Origin of the sequence: Paraburkholderia sp. RL17-368-BIF-A, from assembly GCF_046054045.1 — a bacterium.
GTDB classification, from domain to species: Bacteria; Pseudomonadota; Gammaproteobacteria; order Burkholderiales; family Burkholderiaceae; genus Paraburkholderia; species Paraburkholderia graminis.
In genome coordinates, this window is sequence record NZ_JARESN010000020.1 from 22,322 (window position 1) to 42,398 (window position 20,077).

At 63.5% G+C, this 20,077-nt stretch carries 18 protein-coding genes and 1 tRNA gene; 9 read left to right on the forward strand and 10 right to left on the reverse strand.

Annotated elements, in window-relative coordinates; all coding sequences use genetic code 11:
• Positions 1-24 precede the first annotated feature (24 nt).
• From P0D87_RS26800 to lpxC, 5 genes are all read left to right on the forward strand, one after another.
• On the forward strand, positions 25-777 hold the full coding sequence (locus tag P0D87_RS26800) for a cell division protein FtsQ/DivIB (protein ID WP_029971515.1): 753 nt from the start codon (positions 25-27) through the stop codon (positions 775-777).
• Positions 778-804: 27 nt separating this feature from the next.
• Positions 805-2,037 carry a cell division protein FtsA gene (gene ftsA / locus P0D87_RS26805; protein WP_013340575.1) on the forward strand — a complete coding sequence of 411 codons (1,233 nt, stop codon included), beginning with the start codon at positions 805-807 and terminating at the stop codon, positions 2,035-2,037.
• Between the two features lie 117 nt (positions 2,038-2,154).
• On the forward strand, positions 2,155-3,351 hold the full coding sequence (gene ftsZ, locus P0D87_RS26810) for a cell division protein FtsZ (protein ID WP_029971514.1): 1,197 nt from the start codon (positions 2,155-2,157) through the stop codon (positions 3,349-3,351).
• Between the two features lie 222 nt (positions 3,352-3,573).
• A complete protein-coding gene (locus tag P0D87_RS26815) occupies positions 3,574-4,077 on the forward strand; it encodes a peroxiredoxin (RefSeq protein ID WP_029971513.1) in 504 nt (167 codons plus the stop codon).
• A 295-nt stretch (positions 4,078-4,372) separates the two neighbouring features.
• The gene (lpxC, locus tag P0D87_RS26820) at positions 4,373-5,290 is read left to right on the forward strand and encodes a UDP-3-O-acyl-N-acetylglucosamine deacetylase (protein WP_029971512.1); all 918 of its coding nucleotides are present in this window, start codon (positions 4,373-4,375) and stop codon (positions 5,288-5,290) included.
• 84 nt (positions 5,291-5,374) lie between these two features.
• Here lpxC and P0D87_RS26825 read toward each other — a convergent pair whose 3' ends face one another.
• Positions 5,375-5,860, reverse strand: a complete 486-nt coding sequence (locus tag P0D87_RS26825; protein WP_006051822.1) for a DciA family protein — start codon at positions 5,858-5,860, stop codon at positions 5,375-5,377.
• A gap of 289 nt (positions 5,861-6,149) precedes the next feature.
• On the opposite strand from P0D87_RS26825, the gene secA reads away from it, so the two are divergent.
• From secA to P0D87_RS26845, 4 genes are all read left to right on the forward strand, one after another.
• The gene (secA, locus tag P0D87_RS26830) at positions 6,150-8,960 is read left to right on the forward strand and encodes a preprotein translocase subunit SecA (RefSeq protein WP_006051823.1); all 2,811 of its coding nucleotides are present in this window, start codon (positions 6,150-6,152) and stop codon (positions 8,958-8,960) included.
• Between the two features lie 150 nt (positions 8,961-9,110).
• Positions 9,111-10,352 (forward strand): bifunctional glutamate N-acetyltransferase/amino-acid acetyltransferase ArgJ, encoded by a 1,242-nt coding sequence (gene argJ, locus P0D87_RS26835; protein ID WP_053858767.1) that lies wholly within the window; start codon positions 9,111-9,113, stop codon positions 10,350-10,352.
• 40 nt (positions 10,353-10,392) lie between these two features.
• Complete coding sequence (locus P0D87_RS26840) at positions 10,393-11,262, forward strand: ATP-binding protein (RefSeq protein WP_006051825.1); 870 nt, start codon at positions 10,393-10,395, stop codon at positions 11,260-11,262.
• Positions 11,259-11,681 (forward strand): NUDIX domain-containing protein, encoded by a 423-nt coding sequence (locus tag P0D87_RS26845; RefSeq protein WP_006051826.1) that lies wholly within the window; start codon positions 11,259-11,261, stop codon positions 11,679-11,681. Before P0D87_RS26840 ends, P0D87_RS26845 begins: the two co-directional genes overlap by 4 nt.
• Positions 11,682-11,762: 81 nt before the next feature.
• Here the strand turns inward: P0D87_RS26845 and yacG are convergent, their stop codons facing one another.
• The 9 genes from yacG to P0D87_RS26890 all read right to left on the reverse strand — a co-directional run bounded on the left by yacG (position 11,763) and on the right by P0D87_RS26890 (position 20,037).
• Positions 11,763-11,960 carry a DNA gyrase inhibitor YacG gene (gene yacG, locus P0D87_RS26850; protein ID WP_029971508.1) on the reverse strand — a complete coding sequence of 66 codons (198 nt, stop codon included), beginning with the start codon at positions 11,958-11,960 and terminating at the stop codon, positions 11,763-11,765.
• Positions 11,961-12,097: 137 nt separating this feature from the next.
• Positions 12,098-12,853, reverse strand: a complete 756-nt coding sequence (gene zapD, locus P0D87_RS26855) for a cell division protein ZapD (protein ID WP_006051828.1) — start codon at positions 12,851-12,853, stop codon at positions 12,098-12,100.
• Positions 12,854-13,128: 275 nt separating this feature from the next.
• Positions 13,129-13,731, reverse strand: a complete 603-nt coding sequence (gene coaE, locus P0D87_RS26860; RefSeq protein ID WP_053858766.1) for a dephospho-CoA kinase — start codon at positions 13,729-13,731, stop codon at positions 13,129-13,131.
• 3 nt (positions 13,732-13,734) lie between these two features.
• A complete protein-coding gene (locus tag P0D87_RS26865) occupies positions 13,735-14,688 on the reverse strand; it encodes a prepilin peptidase (RefSeq protein ID WP_053858765.1) in 954 nt (317 codons plus the stop codon).
• A 27-nt stretch (positions 14,689-14,715) separates the two neighbouring features.
• Positions 14,716-15,945, reverse strand: a complete 1,230-nt coding sequence (locus tag P0D87_RS26870) for a type II secretion system F family protein (RefSeq protein WP_053858764.1) — start codon at positions 15,943-15,945, stop codon at positions 14,716-14,718.
• Positions 15,942-17,234 (reverse strand): GspE/PulE family protein, encoded by a 1,293-nt coding sequence (locus P0D87_RS26875; RefSeq protein ID WP_053858763.1) that lies wholly within the window; start codon positions 17,232-17,234, stop codon positions 15,942-15,944. Before P0D87_RS26875 ends, P0D87_RS26870 begins: the two co-directional genes overlap by 4 nt.
• Positions 17,235-17,419: 185 nt before the next feature.
• Positions 17,420-18,715 (reverse strand): HlyC/CorC family transporter, encoded by a 1,296-nt coding sequence (locus tag P0D87_RS26880; RefSeq protein ID WP_029971503.1) that lies wholly within the window; start codon positions 18,713-18,715, stop codon positions 17,420-17,422.
• 204 nt (positions 18,716-18,919) lie between these two features.
• Positions 18,920-18,996 (reverse strand) — tRNA-Pro (locus P0D87_RS26885).
• A gap of 48 nt (positions 18,997-19,044) precedes the next feature.
• Complete coding sequence (locus P0D87_RS26890) at positions 19,045-20,037, reverse strand: polyprenyl synthetase family protein (RefSeq protein WP_053858762.1); 993 nt, start codon at positions 20,035-20,037, stop codon at positions 19,045-19,047.
• Positions 20,038-20,077: the final 40 nt, after the last annotated feature.

The following is a 20,077-nucleotide window of genomic DNA, read 5'->3' on the forward strand; positions in this document are numbered from 1 at the left end:
GCGGGGCAACCCGAAAGCAACACCATGTGGAACAACGTTCGCCAGCTCAATCTCGCCGCCAGCGCATTGCATGCGTTGCTGGTGCTCGTGCTGCTGGCGGCTGGCGCTTACTGGATGATCCAGCGTCCGAATTTCGCGCTGCGCGAGATTCAGATCGACGGCGATACGGAGCACATCAATTCGCCGACGGTGCGCGCGGGCGTGGTAGGTCGTTTGAAGGGCAACTTTTTTACGGTGGATCTCGACGTCGCACGTCAGGCGTTCGAGCAGATGCCGTGGGTGCGTCACGCGAGCGTGCGGCGGGTCTGGCCGAATGCGCTGGCTGTCACGCTCGAAGAGTACAAACCGCTTGGCACGTGGGGCAGCGATCAACTGGTGAGCGTCGACGGCGAGCTGTTCACCGCGAATCAGGGCGAGCTCGAACAGGAGCTTCCCGCGTTCGACGGCCCGGACGGCACGGCGAAAGAAGTGGTCGCGCGTTATCACGACTTTCAGAAGTGGTTCGCGCCGCTGGGCGCCACGCCGGAAGAAGTCACGCTGTCGCCGCGTTACGCGTGGACGGTGAAGCTGTCGAACGGAACGCAGGTGGAGTTGGGACGCGAGCGCAATCAGGACACGCTGCTCGATCGGAGCAAGCGCCTGACGGCGGCCTGGAACGCCGTGACGCAACGTTGGGGGAAGGATATCGAGTATGCGGACTTGCGCTATCCGAACGGTTTCGCGATTCGTGCCGCTGGCATGCGCTTTATCAGCGAACCCGACAAGGGCAAGAAGTAAACGGACATCACACGCAATGAGCACGCTATGAGTAAAGACTATAAAGATCTGCTGGTCGCCCTCGACATCGGGACGTCGAAGGTGGTGGCCATCGTCGCCGAATTGAAGGGCGAAGGTCACTACGAGGTGATCGGCCTCGGCCAGAGCGAATCGAAGGGGCTCAAGAAAGGCGTGGTGGTGAACATCGAAGCCACTGTGCAGTCCATTCAACGTGCGCTCGAAGAAGCCGAACTGATGGCCGACTGCAAGATCACCAACGTTTTCACCGGCATCGCCGGCAGCCACATTCGCAGCTTCAATTCGAGCGGCATGGTGGCGATCAAGGAGAAGGAAGTCACGCAGGCCGATGTGGCGCGCGTGATCGAAACGGCGAAGGCGATCAACATTCCGACCGACCAGCAGGTGCTGCATATCCTCACGCAGGAATTCATCATCGACGGTCAGGAAGATGTGCGCGAGCCGATCGGCATGAGCGGCATTCGCCTCGAAGTGAAGGTGCATATCGTCACGGGCGCGGTGAGCGCGGCGCAGAACATCGTGAAGTGCGTGCGCCGCTGCGGCCTCGAAGTGAACGATCTGATTCTGCAGCCGCTCGCGTCGTCGCTCGCGGTACTGACGGAAGACGAGAAGGAACTGGGCGTGGTGCTGGTCGATATCGGCGGCGGCACGACGGACATTGCGATTTTCAGCGAAGGCGCGATCCGTCATACGGCTGTGATTCCGATTGCCGGCGACCAGATCACGAGCGACATCGCCATGGCCTTGCGCACGCCGACGCCGGACGCGGAAGACATCAAGGTGGATTACGGCATCGCGAAGCAGGCGCTGGCCGATCCGGACGAAATGATCGAAGTGCCGGGTCTCGGCGAGCGCGGTCCGCGCACGCTGTCGCGCCAGGCGCTGGCGGCGGTGATCGAGCCGCGTGTCGAAGAACTGTTTTCGCTCGTGCAGCAGGTGGTGCGCGAGTCGGGTTACGAGGAACTGCTGAGCTCCGGCGTGGTGCTGACCGGCGGCGCGTCGATGATGCTCGGCATGGTCGAACTGGGTGAAGACATTTTCCTGAAGCCGGTGCGTATCGGCGTGCCGGAATACGCGGGCGGTCTCGCCGACGTCGTGCGCAATCCGCGTTATTCGACGGCGATGGGTCTGCTCGTCGAAGGACGCTCGCAACGCATGCGCGGCCGCAAGGTCGCGGTGCAATCCGGTTCCATGGGACAGGTGTTCACGCGCATGAAGGACTGGTTCCTCGGCAACTTCTAACGCATTCGTTTTCAAAATACGCGCTGGTGCCGGCGGCTGGCGCGCGACAGGAGGTTGCCCGATCTCCTGCCGAATAACGGCCGAGTGGCTGCAATTTTTTATCTTGACGGAGGCATCATGGATTTCCAAATGCTGGAAACCGAAACGAACGGCACCATCATCAAGGTGGTCGGAGTAGGTGGCGCTGGCGGCAATGCTGTTCAGCACATGATCAACAAAGGCGTGCAAGGCGTCGACTTCATCGTGATGAACACGGACGCGCAGGCTTTGTCGCGTTCGCGCGCCACCGCGGTGATCCAGTTGGGCAACACGGGTCTGGGCGCCGGCGCCAAGCCGGAAATGGGCCGCGCCGCAGCGGAAGAAGCACGTGAGCGCATCGCCGACGCATTGCGCGGCGCGCACATGGTCTTCATCACGGCCGGCATGGGCGGCGGCACGGGCACGGGCGCAGCACCCGTGGTCGCGCAGATCGCGAAAGAGATGGGTATCTTGACTGTTGGCGTGGTCAGCAAGCCGTTCGAGTTCGAAGGCGGCAAGCGCATGCGTGTGGCAGAAGCCGGTTCGCAGCAACTGGAGGATCACGTCGACTCGCTGATCGTCGTTCTGAACGACAAGCTGTTCGAGGTGATGGGCGACGACGCCGAGATGGACAAGTGCTTCCAGTGCGCAGACGACGTTCTGAACAACGCAGTTGCCGGCATCGCGGAAATCATCAACGTCGACGGTCTGGTGAACGTCGACTTTGAAGACGTGAAGACGGTGATGGGCGAGCAGGGCAAGGCGATGATGGGCACGGCGACCGTTGCCGGCGTCGATCGCGCGCGTCTCGCTGCCGAGCAGGCTGTTGCAAGCCCGCTGCTGGAAGGCGTCGATCTGTCGGGCGCGCGTGGCGTGCTGGTCAACATCACGTCGAGCCGTTCGCTGCGTCTGTCGGAAACGCGCGAAGTAATGAACACGATCAAGAGCTACGCGGCGGAAGACGCAACGGTGATTTTCGGCGCGGTGTACGACGATGCAATGGGCGACGCGCTGCGCGTGACGGTCGTGGCAACGGGTCTTGGCCGTGCAGCGAAGAAGCAGCAATCGGCACCGATGACGCTGCTGCGCACCGGCACCGACAACCAGCCGATCGCCGCACAACACGGCTCGTACGCAACGCCGTCGCACGCCAGCACGGCGGACTACGGCGCGCTCGACACGCCGGCTGTATGGCGCACGTCGCGCGACACCGCGGCTTCGCACGTGCAGGCGCTGCAGGAAAAGGGCGTCGACACGTACGACATTCCGGCATTCCTGCGCAAGCAGGCGGACTGAGCGCACGGGAGGCTTTCGCTGTCCGCGCCGTTTTAGTTTCCGGCGTTGGCGGACGAATGCACGAGCGTGGCGGGTGAACGGCTAACAAGCCGCGTATCGTCGGATTCGCGGCAAGGACAAGTGCCCTCTTCGGAAAACGAAGTGGTTTGGGCAACTGTCGCCGATTCACTGCGACACGATAACGTGCGGGCGATGCTTCGCATCGATGCAAAGGACTGAGCAATGATTCAAGCAGGTGACAAGCTGCCCGACGCAACGCTCTTCGAGTATGTCGAAGACGAGCGCGCGGGCTGCACGATCGGGCCTAACAGCTTCGACGTGCGCGAGCAGACGGCGGGCAAGCGCGTGGTGATCTTCGGATTGCCTGGCGCGTTCACGCCGACCTGTTCTGCCAAACATGTGCCGGGTTACGTCGAACACGCTGAGCAGTTGCGCGCGGCCGGCATCGACGAAATCTGGTGTGTGTCCGTGAACGACGCGTTCGTAATGGGCGCGTGGGGACGCGATCTGCATGCCTCGGGCAAGGTGCGCATGATGGCGGACGGCAGTGCGGCTTTCACACGAGCGCTTGGTCTCGAGCAGGATTTGTCGGCGCGCGGCATGGGAATCCGTTCCCAGCGCTACGCGATGGTTGTCGACGACGGCGTGGTCAAGACGTTGAACGTCGAGGCTGCCGGCAAATTCGAAGTAAGCGATGCAGGGAGTATTCTCGCAACGTTGAGCTAGTTATCAGCGCGTCGGCGCCTTCGCCTTCGCACGCGGTTATCCGCGTGGCGCAATGGCAACGGTTGCGACGACGCTTTGTGACAGGCCGTTACGCGGGCCGACGACCGGAAACGCCTCCGTTCCGGACGTCGGCCCGTCACGCTTTCCCTCACGGGCGCCCGTTGAAAAAGACGGGTAATGCAGCGAAACAGATTGATACTTTCCGCGCGAAGACGCTGCTTAGGGTTATGGAGTATAATTCGCGCTATGGAATAAAAAGTCCCGATTGGGATTTTCAATCGAGCAAAAGATGACCATGTTGAAGCAGCGCACTATCAAATCAATCGTCAAGACGGTCGGCATCGGCTTGCACTCCGGCCGTAAGGTCGACCTGACGCTCCGTCCCGCAGCGCCGGACACGGGCATTGTCTTTTCGCGCGTGGATTTGCCCACGCCGGTGGACATTCCTGCGTCGGCAATGGCGATTGGCGATACACGTCTCGCTTCCGTATTGCAGAAAGACGGCGCGCGCGTGTCGACTATCGAGCATTTGATGTCCGCCTGCGCCGGTCTCGGCATCGACAATCTGTATGTCGACGTGACCGCGGAAGAAATCCCGATCATGGACGGCAGTGCCGGCTCATTCGTGTTTCTGATTCAATCCGCGGGAATTGAAGAACAGAACGCGCCGAAGAAATTCATCAAGGTGACGAAGCCGGTCGAGATTCGCGACGGCGACAAATTCGCTCGCCTTGATCCGTATTTCGGTTTCAAGCTCAAATTCACGATTGATTTCCGCCACCCGGCCGTGGATAAAACCGGTCAGGCGCTGGAAGTCGATTTCGCCAATACGTCATATGTGCGCGAAATCGCGCGCGCCCGCACGTTCGGCTTCGCGCATGAAGTCGAGATGATGCGCGAATTGGGCCTCGCGCGCGGCGGCAGCATGGACAACGCGATCGTGCTCGACGAGTACCGCATTCTGAATAACGATGGCCTGCGTTACGACGACGAGTTCGTGAAGCACAAGATGCTCGACGCGATCGGCGATCTGTACGTGATCGGGCATCCGTTGCTGGCTTCGTACAACGCGTACAAGTCGGGCCACGGCCTGAACAACGCGCTGCTGCGCGAACTGCTGGCGCACGAAGATTCGTACGAGATCGTCACGTTCGACGACACGCAAAAGGCGCCGCGCGGCTTCGCATACGAGACGCAGACGGCTTTTGCGTAGGGAATTCGCGTCAAGTCTTCGGTGAAACTTCCGAAGCGGGCGTACGAAAAATAAGCGGCTCACACGAGCCGCTTATTTTTTTGCTCAACGATTTCTCCGATGCCGCGCCGCCATCTTCGCCAACGCTTCGCGTAGAGGCGACGGCGCGAGCGATTCGCTCAACGCATGCAGCGCATCGGCGCCGGCCGGCGTCATGCGCGCCTGCTTGGGCTGCGGCGGCTCCTTGACGGGCTGCGGCCGCACCCGAATGCGCAGCGCATTGACCGGCCAGCCGCGCTGCTGCAAATCCGACAGCAGTCGCGGTTCGAGATGGCGCAGCCGCGCCGCCAGCGCGTTATGCGCGGCGAACAGCGACAGCACGCCTTCCTTGATGAAGCCCGGCTCCACGCTCGATCCCAGATAATCGGGCAGCAGCTCGCGCAAGTCCTTCTCGAGCGCGGCGATCTGCTCGACGCCCGCGCGCAGCGCGGCAAACGCGTCGGTGCGCCTGAGCACCTCGGCGACCGGCTGCGGCCGGCGCACGTTGAACTGCTTGGGCGGCGGCCTTGAAAAGGAAGGAAAACGGCTCATGTTTGACAGTGAGGGCGCGTTCGCACCCGATGTGCGCACACGTCGCGATTGTACCGTGCGAGATGCCCCGCGACGCGCCCGTATGCACGCCGCCGAAGCTCCGCGCGACGGGCGTTGCTGCCCCGCCGACGTCGCGCCGCGGACACAGGCGCGGGCGGGGGCGCGTGCTAAAATGCCCGATTCGAATTCACTCTTGGACTAAGCCGCCGAGGCCATTCCGACCCCGGAGCGCGCGTGCTTTTAACCGCACGCCGCGACCAGCCGAAGCCGCGACGCAGACACCGATCCGATGACCACCGGTTTTCTACAGAAGATTTTTGGCAGCCGCAACCAGCGGCTAGTCAAGCAATATCAAAAGACCGTCGCGGCGATCAATGCGCTCGAGCCGCAGATCGAGCAATTGACGGACGATCAACTGCGCGCCAAAACGGACGAGTTCCGCCAGCGCATCGCGAGCGGCGAGTCGCTCGACAAGCTGCTGCCGGAAGCCTTCGCGGTCTGCCGCGAGGCGAGCAAGCGCGTGCTGAAAATGCGCCACTTCGACGTGCAGCTGATCGGCGGCATGGTCCTGCACTACGGCAAGATCGGCGAAATGCGCACCGGCGAGGGTAAAACGCTCGTCGCCACGCTGCCGGTCTACCTGAACGCGCTGTCGGGCCGCGGCGTTCACGTCGTCACGGTGAACGACTACCTTGCCCAGCGCGACGCCGAGTGGATGGCGCGCCTCTACAACTTCCTCGGGCTGTCCGTCGGCATCAATCTGTCGCAGATGGATCACGACGCGAAGCAGCAAGCGTACGCCGCCGACATTACGTACGGCACGAACAACGAGTTCGGCTTCGACTACCTGCGCGACAACATGGTGTACGAGCCCGAAGCGCGCGTGCAGCGGGGGCTGAACTTCGCCGTCGTCGACGAAGTGGACTCGATCCTGATCGACGAAGCCCGTACGCCGCTGATCATCTCGGGCCAGGCCGAAGACCACACCGAACTCTACGTGCGCATGAACGCGCTGCCGCCGCTGCTCGAGCGCCAGATCGGCGAAGAGAAGGCTGACGGCACCGGCGTCGAAAAGCCGGGCGACTATACGCTCGATGAAAAAGGCCGCCAGGTCTTCCTGACGGAATCGGGCCACGAAAAGGCCGAGCGCCTGCTCGCCGAATGGGGCTTGATCGGCGAGGGCGAAAGCCTCTACGCGCCGCAAAACATCACGCTGATGCACCACGTGTACGCCGCGCTGCGCGCACACACGCTGTTCTACAAAGACCAGCATTACGTGGTGCAAAACGGCGAAGTGATCATCGTCGACGAATTCACCGGCCGTCTGATGGCGGGCCGCCGCTGGTCGGACGGGTTGCACCAGGCTGTCGAGGCGAAGGAGCACGTGAAGATTCAGAGCGAGAACCAGACGCTCGCTTCCATCACGTTCCAGAACTACTTCCGCATGTACGCCAAGCTCGCCGGCATGACCGGCACGGCGGACACGGAAGCCTACGAATTCAACGAGATCTATGGTCTCGAAACGGTCGTCGTTCCGACCAATCGTCCGCCCAAGCGGATCGACAAGCAGGACCAGATTTACAAGACCGCGAAGGAACGCTACGACGCGGTGATCCGCGACATCCGCGATTGCTATGAGCGCGGGCAGCCGGTGCTGGTTGGCACGACGTCGATTGAAAACTCCGAGCTGCTGTCGCATCTGCTGAAGCAGGCCGGTCTCCCGCACGAAGTGCTGAACGCGAAGCAGCACGCGCGCGAAGCGGAGATCGTCGCCGAAGCGGGCCGTCCGAAGCGCATCACGATCGCCACGAACATGGCCGGTCGCGGCACTGACATCGTGCTCGGCGGCAACGCGGAAAAGCAGGCGTCGTTCATCGAACTGGACGAAACGATTCCCGAGGACGAAAAGCGCCGCCGCATCCAGAAGCTGCACGACGAATGGCAGGCGCTGCACGATCAGGTCAAGGCCGCGGGCGGTTTGCACATCATCGGCACAGAGCGTCATGAATCGCGCCGGATCGACAATCAGCTGCGCGGCCGTGCGGGCCGTCAGGGCGATCCGGGTTCGTCGCGCTTCTATCTGTCGCTGGAAGATCCGCTGCTGCGCATTTTCGCGGGCGACCGCGTGCGCGCGATCATGGACCGCCTGAAAATGCCGGAAGGCGAGGCGATCGAAGCGGGCATCGTGTCGCGCTCCATCGAATCGGCGCAGCGCAAGGTCGAGGCGCGCAACTTCGATATTCGTAAGCAACTGCTCGAATACGACGACGTCTCGAACGATCAGCGCAAGGTCATCTACCAGCAGCGCAACGAACTGCTCGAGGCAAACGACATCACGGAAACCATCGGCGCAATGCGTCATGGCGTGATTGCGGACATCGTTCACCAGTTCGTGCCGGCGGGCAGCATTGAAGAACAGTGGGACGTGCCGGAACTCGAGGAAGTGCTGCGCAACGAATGGCAGCTCGACCTCGCGATCCAGGAAATGATCAACGAGTCGAACTCGATCACGTCGGACGAGATTCTCGAAGCGGTGGAGGCTGCCGCGGACGAAGCATACGAGGCGAAGGTCGAACTGGTCGGCCGCGAATCGTTCAGCGCGTTCGAGCGCTCGATCATGCTGCAAACGCTCGACCGTAGCTGGCGCGAACATCTGGCGGCGTTGGACCACTTGCGCCAGGGCATCCATCTGCGTGGCTATGCGCAGAAGAACCCGAAGCAGGAATACAAGCGCGAGGCGTTCGAACTGTTCGCCGCGATGCTCGACGCGGTCAAGCTCGAAGTCACCCGCATCGTGATGAACGTGCAGATCCAGTCGCCGGAGCAGCTCGAACAAGCGGCCGAACAGATGGAAGAGCAGGGCGGCCATCTGGAGAACGTCGAGTTCCGTCATGCGGAATTCGCCGAAGCGTCGGCTGCGGCGCCCGCCGCCGTGGAAGCCGCGACTGCCGCGATGATCGGCGACGCAATGAGCCACGCGTCGTCGTCGCAAGCGGCCTCGGCTGTCGGCGCGGACGGCGTGCCGAAGGTCGGCCGCAACGATCCGTGCCCGTGCGGCAGCGGCAAGAAGTACAAGCAGTGTCACGGCAAGATCGCATAATGCCGAAAGCGGCGCGCCTCTGAGCGCGCCGCGTCGCTTTGCCAGTATGTTGTGGTTGATTTCGCGGTGCTCCGGCATCTTGCCCGAGCCACCAGTTCCGTTTTCCTCGATGCCGGCGCCCGCCGGCATTTTCTTCGACAGGTCGCGACCATGGCTGTCAATTTCCCCTCGATCGATCCCGCTCAACTGCATCCCGTCGCCGGCGTCACGCTCGGCTGGGCGGAGGCGAACATTCGCAAGCCGAACCGCAAGGACGTGCTGGTCATTTCCGTCGACGAAGGCGCGACGGTAGGCGGCGTGTTCACGCAGAACCGTTTCTGCGCGGCGCCGGTCACCGTGTGCCGCGAGAATCTCGAGCGCGTGCGCGCCGGCGGCAAGCCGATTCGCGCGCTCGTGATCAACACCGGCAACGCGAACGCGGGCACCGGCGAACCGGGCCTCGCGCATGCGCGCGAAACCTGCGCGGAACTCGCCCGCCTCGCGGACATCGCGCCGGAACAGGTGCTGCCGTTTTCGACCGGCGTGATTCTGGAACCGCTGCCGGTCGATCGGTTGAAGGCCGGTTTGCCTGCCGCGCTGGCCAATCGCAAGGAAGCCAACTGGTACGACGCCGCGCAGGCGATCATGACCACCGACACGCTGCCGAAAGCCACCTCGCGCCAGGTCACGATCGACGGCCACACCGTCACGCTGACCGGCATCAGCAAGGGCGCGGGCATGATCAAGCCGAACATGGCGACCATGCTCGGCTTCCTCGCGTTCGACGCGGCGCTCGCGCAGCCGGTGCTCGACGCGCTGGTCAAGCACGTGGCGGATCGCTCGTTCAACTGCATTACGATCGACGGCGACACGTCGACCAACGATTCATTCATCCTGATCGCGTCGGGCAAATCCAGCCTGCCGGCGATCACGTCCACCGACTCGCCCGCTTATGCAGCGTTGCGCGACGCGGTGACCGAAGTCGCGCAGACGCTCGCGCAATTGATCGTGCGCGACGGCGAAGGCGCGACCAAATTCATGACGGTCCAGGTGGAAGGCGGTTCGAGCGTCGGCGAATGCCGCCAGATCGCGTATGCGATCGGCCATTCGCCGCTCGTGAAGACGGCTTTCTACGCATCGGACCCGAACCTCGGCCGCATCCTGGCGGCCATCGGCTATGCCGGCATCGACGATCTCGACGTCGGCAAGATCGATCTGTATCTGGACGACGTGCTGGTCGCGACTGCCGGCGGCCGCAATCCGGCGTACCGTGAAGAAGACGGCCAGCGCGTCATGAAAAAGAGCGAGATCGGCATTCGCGTCGTGCTCGGTCGCGGCAATGCGCAAGCCACGATCTGGACTTGCGATCTGTCGCACGACTACGTCAGCATCAACGCCGACTACCGCTCGTAATCCGGTTCATCACGCGGCCTCGGGCCGCTCACTCATTGTCATGGACAAACTCGAACAGTTTCTGACACGGGCCGAAGCCGTGCTCGTCCGCCTCGAAGCGATGCTTCCGCCCGCCGCGCCTGAAATCGACTGGTCGGCGGCGGTGGCGTTTCGTTGGCGCAAGCGCCAGGGGCGCGGCTATCTGCAGCCGGTGCCGGCCATCTCCGACATCACGCTCGACGATCTGCAAAACATCGATCGCCAGAAAGCGCTCATCGAGCAGAACACGCGTCAATTCGTCCACAAGCTGCCCGCGAATAACGTGCTGCTGACGGGCGCGCGCGGCACCGGCAAGTCGTCGCTGATCAAGGCGTGCCTGAACGCGTACGCGAAAGACGGCCTGCGTCTCATTGAAGTCGACAAGGACGACCTGCACGACCTGGGCGACATCGTCGATCTGATCGCGAAACGGCCGGAACGCTTTGTCGTGTTCTGCGACGACCTCTCGTTCGAAGACGGCGAGTCGGGCTACAAGGCGCTGAAAGTCGCGCTCGACGGCTCGGTCGCCGCGCAATCGGACAACGTGCTGATTTACGCGACGTCGAACCGCCGCCATCTGCTGCCCGAGTACATGAGCGACAACGAGACCTACAAGCACACGTCCGATGGTGAGATTCATCCGGGCGAGCTTGTCGAAGAAAAGATCTCACTGTCAGAACGTTTCGGGCTGTGGGTCAGCTTTTATCCGTTCAAGCAGGACGACTACCTGTCGATCATCGCGCATTGGCTGCGGCATTTCGGCTGCAACGACGCCGAAGTCGAGGCGGCGCGCGGCGATGCGCTGGTGTGGGCGCTGGAGCGCGGGTCGCGTTCGGGGCGTGTGGCGTGGCAGTTCGCGCGCGACTGGTCCGGCCGGAAAGCTCAGGCATGAGCGACGCTCTGACAAACGCAGCGGGCCGCCCGGTCACAGAGGTTGCCGTCGGCGTGCTGGTGCAGCCGGACGGGCGCTATCTGCTCGCGCAACGTCCGGCCGGTAAGCCGTACGAAGGCTACTGGGAGTTTCCGGGTGGCAAGCTCGAGGCGGGCGAATCGGTCGAGGCGGCGCTCGCGCGCGAGTTGCACGAGGAACTCGGCATCGACGTAAAGGCTTGTCACCTCTGGCATACGCTCGAACACGACTATCCGCACGCCTACGTGCGGCTCTTTTTCTGCAAGGTGACGCAGTGGACGGGCGAGCCGCATGGCCGCGAAGGTCAGGCGTTTGTCTGGCAGGCGTTGCCCGCCGACGTGTCGCCGCTGTTGCCCGCCACCATTCCAGTGCTGGAATGGCTCGCGGCGGAGAAACAGTAATCGGGAAAGGAAACGGCGCGGTTGCGGGCACTCGCGCTCAGGTGCGGCGCGAACGGGGCGCGCCGTGCCGTACCGTACCGGTCAATGCGGGTTGTAGTCCCCGTCAGGCGTCTCGTCCGACGACGCTTCCTGATCGGTCCCGCCGATCTTGTACTTCTCGGCGGCCCAGGCGCCTAGATCCATCTGCTTGCAGCGCTCGGAGCAGAATGGGCGAAACCGGCTTTCAGGTGTCCAGCGGACGTCCTTTCCGCAAGTGGGGCATTTGACGACGGTTGGCATACGGTCAGGCAACTAGTGCAATTTGAACAGTAACGAATATAAGGGCATTTCCCGCCGCTTTAAAGGCGCGGCTGGCTGCGGGCGCCTGCTGTATGTCTGTGTATCCGAATCTGTCCGACAGTCGGAACGCACGGGGCTTACAGGCTGCAAAGCGTGAGTTGAAAGGGCACGTCGACGTCCACCGCGCGCGGACGCAAGTCGCCGTCCTGCACCGTGAAGCGCACCCACAGCATGTACTTGTTCGCGCTGGCCTCGGGAATCACACGCAATTCGGGCGCCACGCGTACCTGCATCAACTGATACGAGCGGCCCGACAGCATTTGCTGATAGCTGCCCGCCATCGCCATGACCTTCGACGCCTGGCCGGACTCGCGTGCAAGCCTCAGCACGATCGTGGCGGCGTCGCGCAGCGGCAGCAGCGGCATGACCCATTTCGCGATGTCCTGACGGCGCTGATCCGGATGAAGCTGCTGCCACGCATAGTACGACGGCAGATCGAACTTGCAGGTGCCGCCCGGAATGATCGCGCGGCTGCGGATGCTCGCAAGCCATTCGTTCTCTGCAAGATGCTGGCCGGTCTTGCCCTGCATCTGCGAAAGCCCCGCCAACGTCTGCTCGATTTCGCCGAGCACGGCTTCAAGCGCGCTCTGCTCGATTCCCGGATTGCCGCGAAACGGCGCGAGCGTTTGCCGCTGCCGCTCGAGTTCCTTCATCAGATCCGACTTGAGATCCGCGCGACCCGCTACCTCGGAGATTTCGAACAGCGTAGTCAGTGCGACGTGGTGTTCCCTGGCGTCTTGCTGCGTCAGAAAGAACGTGAAGCGCTCGAACAGATCTTCGAGGCGCAATAGCGTCCGGATTCGCTCGTTGAAGGGGTACTCGTAAAGGATCAAGCGGGCTCGCCTCGGGCGTGGTCGGTGACGGGAATGCAGGACATTCTAATGCCGTGGGACTACCCTAGCAATCGCGCGCTTTTTGTGCGCGTCTGTGCAAACTTTTCTGCGCGTTTTCGGCGGTTTTCAACTGCTTCGGCATGCAGACTGTGCCGAAGTTCAACGATTCGCGCCAACGGCTGACGTCAGGCATCGGCGTGCGGTTTTGTCGTCAAAGCGAGATGCCCGCGGCATGCGTGCAGACGCTCGCGCTGCGCCGCTGACTTCTGTGCCGCTTACGCTCCCACGAGCGCAAGGTACGCGCGATGCTGCGCGTCGACTTGCGCCGCCAACGCGGCAAGCGGCGCGTCGTCGTTCACGATCACGTCGTCGGCGGCGGCGAGGCGCGCTTCGCGCGTTGCCTGGCGCGCGATGATCGCAAGCACCTGATCGCGGCTGAAACCGTTGCGGCTCATCACGCGCGCGATTTGCGTCTCCACGCTGCAGTCCACGGCGAGCACGCGATTCACGCGGTTTTTCCAGCTTCCCGACTCGACGAGCAGCGGGACCACGACGATCACATACGGCCCCTTCGCCTCGCGTTGTTCGCGTTCGGTCTCGGCGCGAATCAAAGGGTGCGTGATGTTCTCGAGGCGCTTGCGCGCCGCGTCGTCGCTGAAGACGAGTGCGCGCATGCGCGCGCGGTCGAGCGAGCCATCGGCGGCGACGAATGCATTGCCGAACTCCGCGGCGATCTGCGGCATCGCCATGCCTTGCGGCGCGGTGATGCGATGCGCGATCACATCGGTGTCGACGAGCGGCACGCCGTGCGCCGCGAAGAGATCGGCCACCGTCGATTTGCCGCTGCCGATGCCGCCAGTCAGTCCCACCACGAACATGCTTCAGCCTCCGAGAGCCAGATAAAGCGGTGTGCCGAGGAACAGCGTGAGTGCGCCGCCCGCTGCCAGAAACGGACCGAAAGGCAGCGGTTCTTCGAAGCGCATGCGGCCGCGCCAGGTGGCCGCGAGGCCCACGACCGCGCCCGCCACGGCGGCCACCAGCACGATCTGCGGCAGCGCGGCCCAGCCGAGCCACGCGCCGAGCGCGGCGAGCAGTTTGAAGTCGCCGTAACCCATGCCGTCGATACCTCGCACCAGCCGGAACAGCCAATGCACGGCCCACAGCACGAGGTAGCCGAAGATCGCGCCCAGCACCGCATCGTGCAGCGTCGCGAACATACCGTTGAAATTGACGATGATGCCCGCCCACAGCAGCGGCAACGTCATGGAGTCCGGCAGCAGATGCGTATCCATGTCGATCGCGCTCATTGCCAGCAGCGCCGCACACAGCCCGAATGCGGCAAGCGCGGCGAGCGTCGGGCCGAACAGCGCGAGCGCGAGCGCCGCGAGCGCTGCGCTGGCCAACTCGAGCAGCGGATAACGCAGGCTCACGCGCGCCTTGCATGCCGAGCAGCGGCCGCGCAACAGCAGGTAGCTCAGCACCGGCACGTTCTCCCACGCGCGCAGCACGTGCCCGCAGTGAGGGCAGGCGCTACGCGGCACCCACAGGTTATAGCGCGCCGGCAGGCCGTCTTCTTCGAGAGCTTCGTCCGTCGCTTCGCTCACTTCGAGGCGCCACGCCCGCTCGAGCATGATGGGCACTCTATGCACGACCACGTTCAGAAAGCTGCCGATCACGAGACCGAACACGATTGCAAAAGCGAACTGCAATGCAATGGGCAGGCTGCCGAATGCCTGGCCGGAGCCGGCCGCGAAATGCGCCGGCAGCAGGCTTGAAAGCGGGCCCGAAAGCAGGCTGGATGAGGTGTCTGGCACGAGTGAATGAGCTGCCTGCATGGATAAACAATGGATTCGGCTGCGATGCTACACCACGTTGCCGAGTTGAATAATGGGAAGATACATCGCGATGACGAGGCCACCGACGAGCGCCCCAAGCACAATGATGACGAGCGGTTCGCACAGGCTCGACAGCGTGCCGATTTTTTCGTCGACCTGACGATCGGCCAGCGACGCCACGTCGAGCAGCATGGTGTCGATTGCTCCGGACTCCTCGGCAACCGCGATCGGCTGCACGACCTCGGGCGGAAAGCAGCGCGCCGCGCGCATGGCCGCGGCAAGCCGTTCGCCGCGCCGCAGCCTCACCGCGATGTCGACGGTCGCGCGATCGAAAAATGCATTGCCGGTGGCGTGCGTGAGCGAGTCGAACGCATCGGCGAGCGGCGTGCCGGCGGAGAGCAAGGTGCCGAGCGCACGGCTCCAGCGCGCGGCACAAAGCGTCGCGAGCAGCGCGCCGGCGATTGGCATTTTCAACGACAGGCGCGCGAAGCGGATGCGCGCCGCTTCCGAACGTCGCAGGAGAAACGTCACCGCCGAACATGCGGCGACGATGACTGCGATTGCGGGCACGCTCCACGTCGCGACGCCGGACGACAGCGCCAATACGAATTGCGTGGGCGCGGGCAACCGGGCGCCGAAGCCGTCGAAGATCTGTTTGAAGGTCGGGACGACCCAAACGAGCAACGCCGCGGTGATTGCAAGAGCAAGCAGCAGAATCGCGACCGGATACGTCAACGCGGCGCGCACTTTTGCGCGTTGCGCTGCGGCGCGTTCGCGGTCGTCGGCGATTCGCGCGAGAACGGCGGGCAAGGCGCCGGCCGCTTCGCCCACTTCCACCAGTTGGCAATACAGTGCGTTGAACTGCGACGGGTGCTCGTGCAACGCAGCGGAAAAACGCAGACCCGCGGTGATGTCGCGTGCCAGTGCGCCGACGATGCGCGGCATGCCCGCACGGCGTGAGTTTTGCGGCTGAGCCAGCAGATCGAGCGCGGGCGCGAGCGGCAAGCCGGCGCGCAGCAGGCTGGAAAGCTGGCGTGTGAACAGCGTGACTTCGGCGGCATTCGCTTTTGGGCGCGGCGCCGGTCCTTCCGTCTTCAGGTCGGCCAGGAAGACATTCTCGCGCTTCAGAAGTGTCCGCGCAGTGGCTGCGTCAGGTGCGATGAGCACGCCGGTTTTGCGGCTGCCGTCGACGTCGACGCCGCGCCATCGGAAGCGCGTATCGGTCGATGCAGGACGGCGCGTTATCGGGGTGCTCACGCGAGCTCCGTTGCCGCAAGCGCTTCGGCGAGGCTCGTGGTGCCGTCGCGCACCAGAGCCAACGCGGCGGCGCGCAGCGTGCCGACCCGTTCGCCGTGCGCCTGCCGCGCGAGTTCATGGCTGCCGGCACGCGCGACGATCAGATCGCGCATGGCATCGGACACCGGCATGACCTGATGGACGCCGACGCGGCCCCGATAGCCGATGCCGTGGCAAGCGGCGCAGCCGGTGGCCGCATACGGCTGCCAGTCGCCGAGCTGATCGTCGGCGAAACCGGCGGCACGTAGGGCGGCGGCCGAATGTGGCGCGGGCGCCCGGCACGCCGTGCAGAGGCGCCGCACGAGCCGCTGCGCGGTCACCATGCGCAGCGCGGCGGCCAGGTTGTACGGCGCGACGCCGATGTCGATCAGGCGCGCGACGGCGGCCGGCGCGTCGTTCGTGTGCAATGTGGACAGCACCAGGTGGCCGGTTTGCGCGGCTTTTACGGCGACGTCGGCGGTCTCCTCATCGCGTATTTCGCCGACCATGATCACATCCGGGTCCTGGCGCAAAAACGCCCGCAACGCGACCGCGAAAGTCAGCCCAGCCTTCTCGCGCACGCTGACCTGATTGATGCCGGCTAGCTGGATTTCCGCCGGATCTTCGACGGAACAGAGATTGCGCGCCTCGCTATTGAGCACGTTCAGAAAGCAGTACAAGGACAGCGTCTTGCCGCTGCCTGTCGGTCCCGTGACGAGCACGAGACCGTGCGGCGCGCGAATTGCCGCATCGACGGCATCGCGCTGCTGCGCGTCGAGCCCGAGCAAGTCGAGCGAAAGATCCGCCGGCAGCGCGTCGAGCCTGCGCAACACGAGCTTTTCGCCGAACAGCGTGGGCAGCGAGTTGACGCGGTAGTCCTCGAGCCGTCCGGGCGACGTGGCGATACGCAGCCGGCCGTCCTGCGGCACGCGCCGCTCGGCGATGTCCATGCGCGCAAGCACCTTCACACGCGTGATGAACGCGTCTCGCAGATGAGCCGGAGGCGGCGAGATTTCGTGCAGCACGCCGTCGATACGCAGGCGCACCCGCCAGCCGTTTTCAGCCGGCTCGATGTGCAGATCCGACGCATTGCGGCGCCTCGCTTCGCGTAGCGTGTCCGTCAAGAGACGCACGGCGGGGGCGTTGTCTGGATCGTTGAGCGTTGCCGCGCCTGAGTCGCCGGTGAGCGGGTTGGGCTTGTTGCGCGACGCGTTTGCGCCGTCGGCGGGCAACGGCCGCAGCGATGCGGCGGGTTGAAAAGAAGCTTGCATGAGGAGCCGGCGATGCGCCGCCTGTAGAACACGACGGCTCCAGTTTCCGGCAAGGCGCGTCTGAATGACACTCGGCCATTCGGCTAATGGTGCGCGCTCGGACCTTGTGCGATGCTGTGTGTGCAGGCGAGGAGGCGAGCGGTTGGTCCGCATGCGAGGCGACCGACGACCGCCCGCGCAATGCGCTAACCGAGCAGTGCCTTGCCCTTTGCGCGCGCCGGCGGTTTGAACAGCTTGACGGTGCGGATCGCCTGATCGTCGCTGCGCATGACTTCGAGTTTGACGTCGCGGATCTGCACGCACACGTCGCCGTCGGGAATGTCCTCGAGAATTTCGAGGATCAGGCCATTGAGCGTTTTTGGGCCGTCAGTAGGCAGCGTGAGTTGCAGCCAGCGGTTGAGCTCGCGCAGCGGCATGCTGCCCGCGACGATGCATTCGCCATGCTCGTTCCAGCCGCCGCGTGAACTGGCGCCACGCGGGATCGAGGTAGTGAATTCGCCGATCAGTTCCTCGATGATGTCTTCCGGCGTGACGAGCCCTTGCAGTTCGCCGTATTCGTTGACGACGAGCGCAATGCGGTGGCGGCTCTCCTGGAAATACTGCAACTGCTGGAACACGGGCGTGCCGGTCGGCACGAAGTAAGGCTCGGTGAGCAGTTCGCGCAGCGTCTCGCGCTCCAGTTCCTGGTTATGCAGAGCCGCGAGCGTCTTGCGAACGTGCAGTACGCCGAGCACGCGGTCGATGTCGCCCTGATAGACGATCAGCTTGTTGTGATAGCAGGTTTCGAGCTGATGCAGGATCTGTTCGAACGGCGCGTCGAAGTCCAGCGCTTCGATGCGGCGGCGCGGGATCATGACGTCGTCCACGGAAATGTTTTCGAGGTCGAACAGGTTAAGCAGAATGCTGCGGTGCTTGGTCGGCATGAAGCTGCCGGACTCGAGCACGATGGTGCGCAACTCTTCGGTGGACAGGCGCTGGTCGCGCGCGCCTTTTGTATTGATGTGCAGCACCCGCAAGATGCCGGTGGCGAACAGGTTGACGAACCACACGAGCGGTCTGGCGACGCGCATCATCGGCGCAATCAGCAGACTGGCGGGCAGCGCGATTTTCTCGGGGAAGGTCGCGCCGACGATCTTCGGCGTGATCTCGGCAAAGACGATGATCAGGAACGCGACGATGCCGGTTGCGATCGACAGTACGAGGTTGTTGCGCCCGAACGTGTGCAATGCGATCGAAGTCGTCAGAACCGGGATGATCGTGTTGAACAGATTGTTGCCGATCAGCACGACGCTCAGCAGTTGATCGGTATGCGCCAGCAGACCCTGCGTGGTCTTCGCGCCGAGCGCGTTTTTGCTAGCGAGATGCTTCAGCCGATGGCGGTTGAGCGCCATCATTGCCGTTTCGGAAATCGAGAAGAAGCTCGAGCAGACAAGCAGCAGGAAGACGGCGCCAATCTGCGCCCATAAGGGAAGTTGTTCCACGCGTCGCGAAGGATAGAGGGGGAAAGGATGGAGAGAATATAGCAGAGGGGGCTGCCGAAGCCGTGCGCGGCGCCGCCGTGAAGACAGCACCTTTGCGCTCGACATGGCCGCGGCGTGCGGGCTCTGACAAACATGCGCCGCAAAAACAAAAAACCGCCGAGCAAGCTGGGCGGTTTTTCGAGCCTTGAACTAACAAGGCAAATCTGGTCGGGGTGAGAGGATTCGAACCTCCGGCCTCTACGTCCCGAACGTAGCGCTCTACCAGGCTAAGCTACACCCCGAAAAGTACTGCGAACTCGATTCAGACTAAACCGGCGTTTCCGTCTCGTTTAAGACTGTCTCGCCGTCGAGTAAGAACATAATTCTAGCAGGCTTTCTTTGTAAATGGAATCCGGGAACGAAGAAATTGCGGCGGCGGCTGCCTGCGCCTCCTGCTTCGCGCATTCGAGCGTGTGGTCGAGCGCGCCTGAACGCGTGATGGCTTCGAAAATCGTGTCGAAGCGGTCGGTGCCGCCTTGTTCGATGGCCTCGCGGGCAAGCGCCGATTGCTCGGGCGTGCCGCGCTCGATCAGATAGATGAGCGGCAGCGTGGGCTTGCCTTCGCGCAAATCGTCGCCGGCATTTTTACCCATGGACTCGGCGGTGCCCGTGTAGTCGAGCCAGTCGTCCATGATCTGGAAGGCCGTGCCGATGCGCCGGCCGAATTCCGCCGCGGCCGCTTCGATGCGCGCGTCTGCGCCGGCCAGCACCGCGCCGAGTTGCGCGGCGGCCTCGAACAGCTTCGCCGTTTTGTAACGGATCACCTGCATGTAGCGGGCTTCGTCCACGTCGGCGTCGTGCATGTTCAGCAGCTGCAGCACCTCCCCTTCCGAGATGATGTTGGTCGCCTCGGCCAGGATCTCCATCACGCGCATCTTGCCTACCCCGACCATCATCTGGAACGAGCGCGAATACAGAAAATCGCCGACGAGCACGCTCGCCGCGTTGCCGAAGAGCGCGTTAGCCGTCTGGCGTCCGCGCCGCAGATCGGATTCGTCGACCACGTCGTCATGCAGCAGCGTCGCGGTGTGGATGAATTCCACGACCGCCGCCAGTTCATGCCGATGCCCCGTGGTTTCTCCGAGCGCGCCGGCCACCAGCAGCAGCAGCGCGGGCCGCAGCCGCTTGCCTCCGGCACTGATGATGTACTCGGAGATCTGATTGATCAGCATCACCTCGGACGCAAGACGGTGCCGGATGACGCGATTCACCTGCTGCATGTCTTCGGCTATCGGAGCGAGCAGGCTGGCGGCGTTGGAGGAGGGGGTGGCAGTCGACGACATGATGGCTGAATTGGGTAGTGCCGCGAATTATAAGGCGAAT

Excerpts from the sequence above, each read along its gene's own strand:
- P0D87_RS26875 (WP_053858763.1), bottom strand. The coding sequence starts at position 17,234 with ATGCAAGCTTCTTTTCAACCCGCCGCATCGCTGCGGCCGTTGCCCGCC.
- secA (WP_006051823.1), top strand. The coding sequence starts at position 6,150 with ATGACCACCGGTTTTCTACAGAAGATTTTTGGCAGCCGCAACCAGCGG.
- argJ (WP_053858767.1), top strand. The coding sequence starts at position 9,111 with ATGGCTGTCAATTTCCCCTCGATCGATCCCGCTCAACTGCATCCCGTC.
- P0D87_RS26800 (WP_029971515.1), top strand. The coding sequence starts at position 25 with ATGTGGAACAACGTTCGCCAGCTCAATCTCGCCGCCAGCGCATTGCAT.
- lpxC (WP_029971512.1), top strand. The coding sequence starts at position 4,373 with ATGTTGAAGCAGCGCACTATCAAATCAATCGTCAAGACGGTCGGCATC.
- ftsZ (WP_029971514.1), top strand. The coding sequence starts at position 2,155 with ATGGATTTCCAAATGCTGGAAACCGAAACGAACGGCACCATCATCAAG.
- P0D87_RS26840 (WP_006051825.1), top strand. The coding sequence starts at position 10,393 with ATGGACAAACTCGAACAGTTTCTGACACGGGCCGAAGCCGTGCTCGTC.
- coaE (WP_053858766.1), bottom strand. The coding sequence starts at position 13,731 with ATGTTCGTGGTGGGACTGACTGGCGGCATCGGCAGCGGCAAATCGACG.
- yacG (WP_029971508.1), bottom strand. The coding sequence starts at position 11,960 with ATGCCAACCGTCGTCAAATGCCCCACTTGCGGAAAGGACGTCCGCTGG.
- P0D87_RS26815 (WP_029971513.1), top strand. The coding sequence starts at position 3,574 with ATGATTCAAGCAGGTGACAAGCTGCCCGACGCAACGCTCTTCGAGTAT.
- ftsA (WP_013340575.1), top strand. The coding sequence starts at position 805 with ATGAGTAAAGACTATAAAGATCTGCTGGTCGCCCTCGACATCGGGACG.
- P0D87_RS26865 (WP_053858765.1), bottom strand. The coding sequence starts at position 14,688 with ATGCAGGCAGCTCATTCACTCGTGCCAGACACCTCATCCAGCCTGCTT.
- P0D87_RS26845 (WP_006051826.1), top strand. The coding sequence starts at position 11,259 with ATGAGCGACGCTCTGACAAACGCAGCGGGCCGCCCGGTCACAGAGGTT.
- P0D87_RS26825 (WP_006051822.1), bottom strand. The coding sequence starts at position 5,860 with ATGAGCCGTTTTCCTTCCTTTTCAAGGCCGCCGCCCAAGCAGTTCAAC.
- P0D87_RS26890 (WP_053858762.1), bottom strand. The coding sequence starts at position 20,037 with ATGTCGTCGACTGCCACCCCCTCCTCCAACGCCGCCAGCCTGCTCGCT.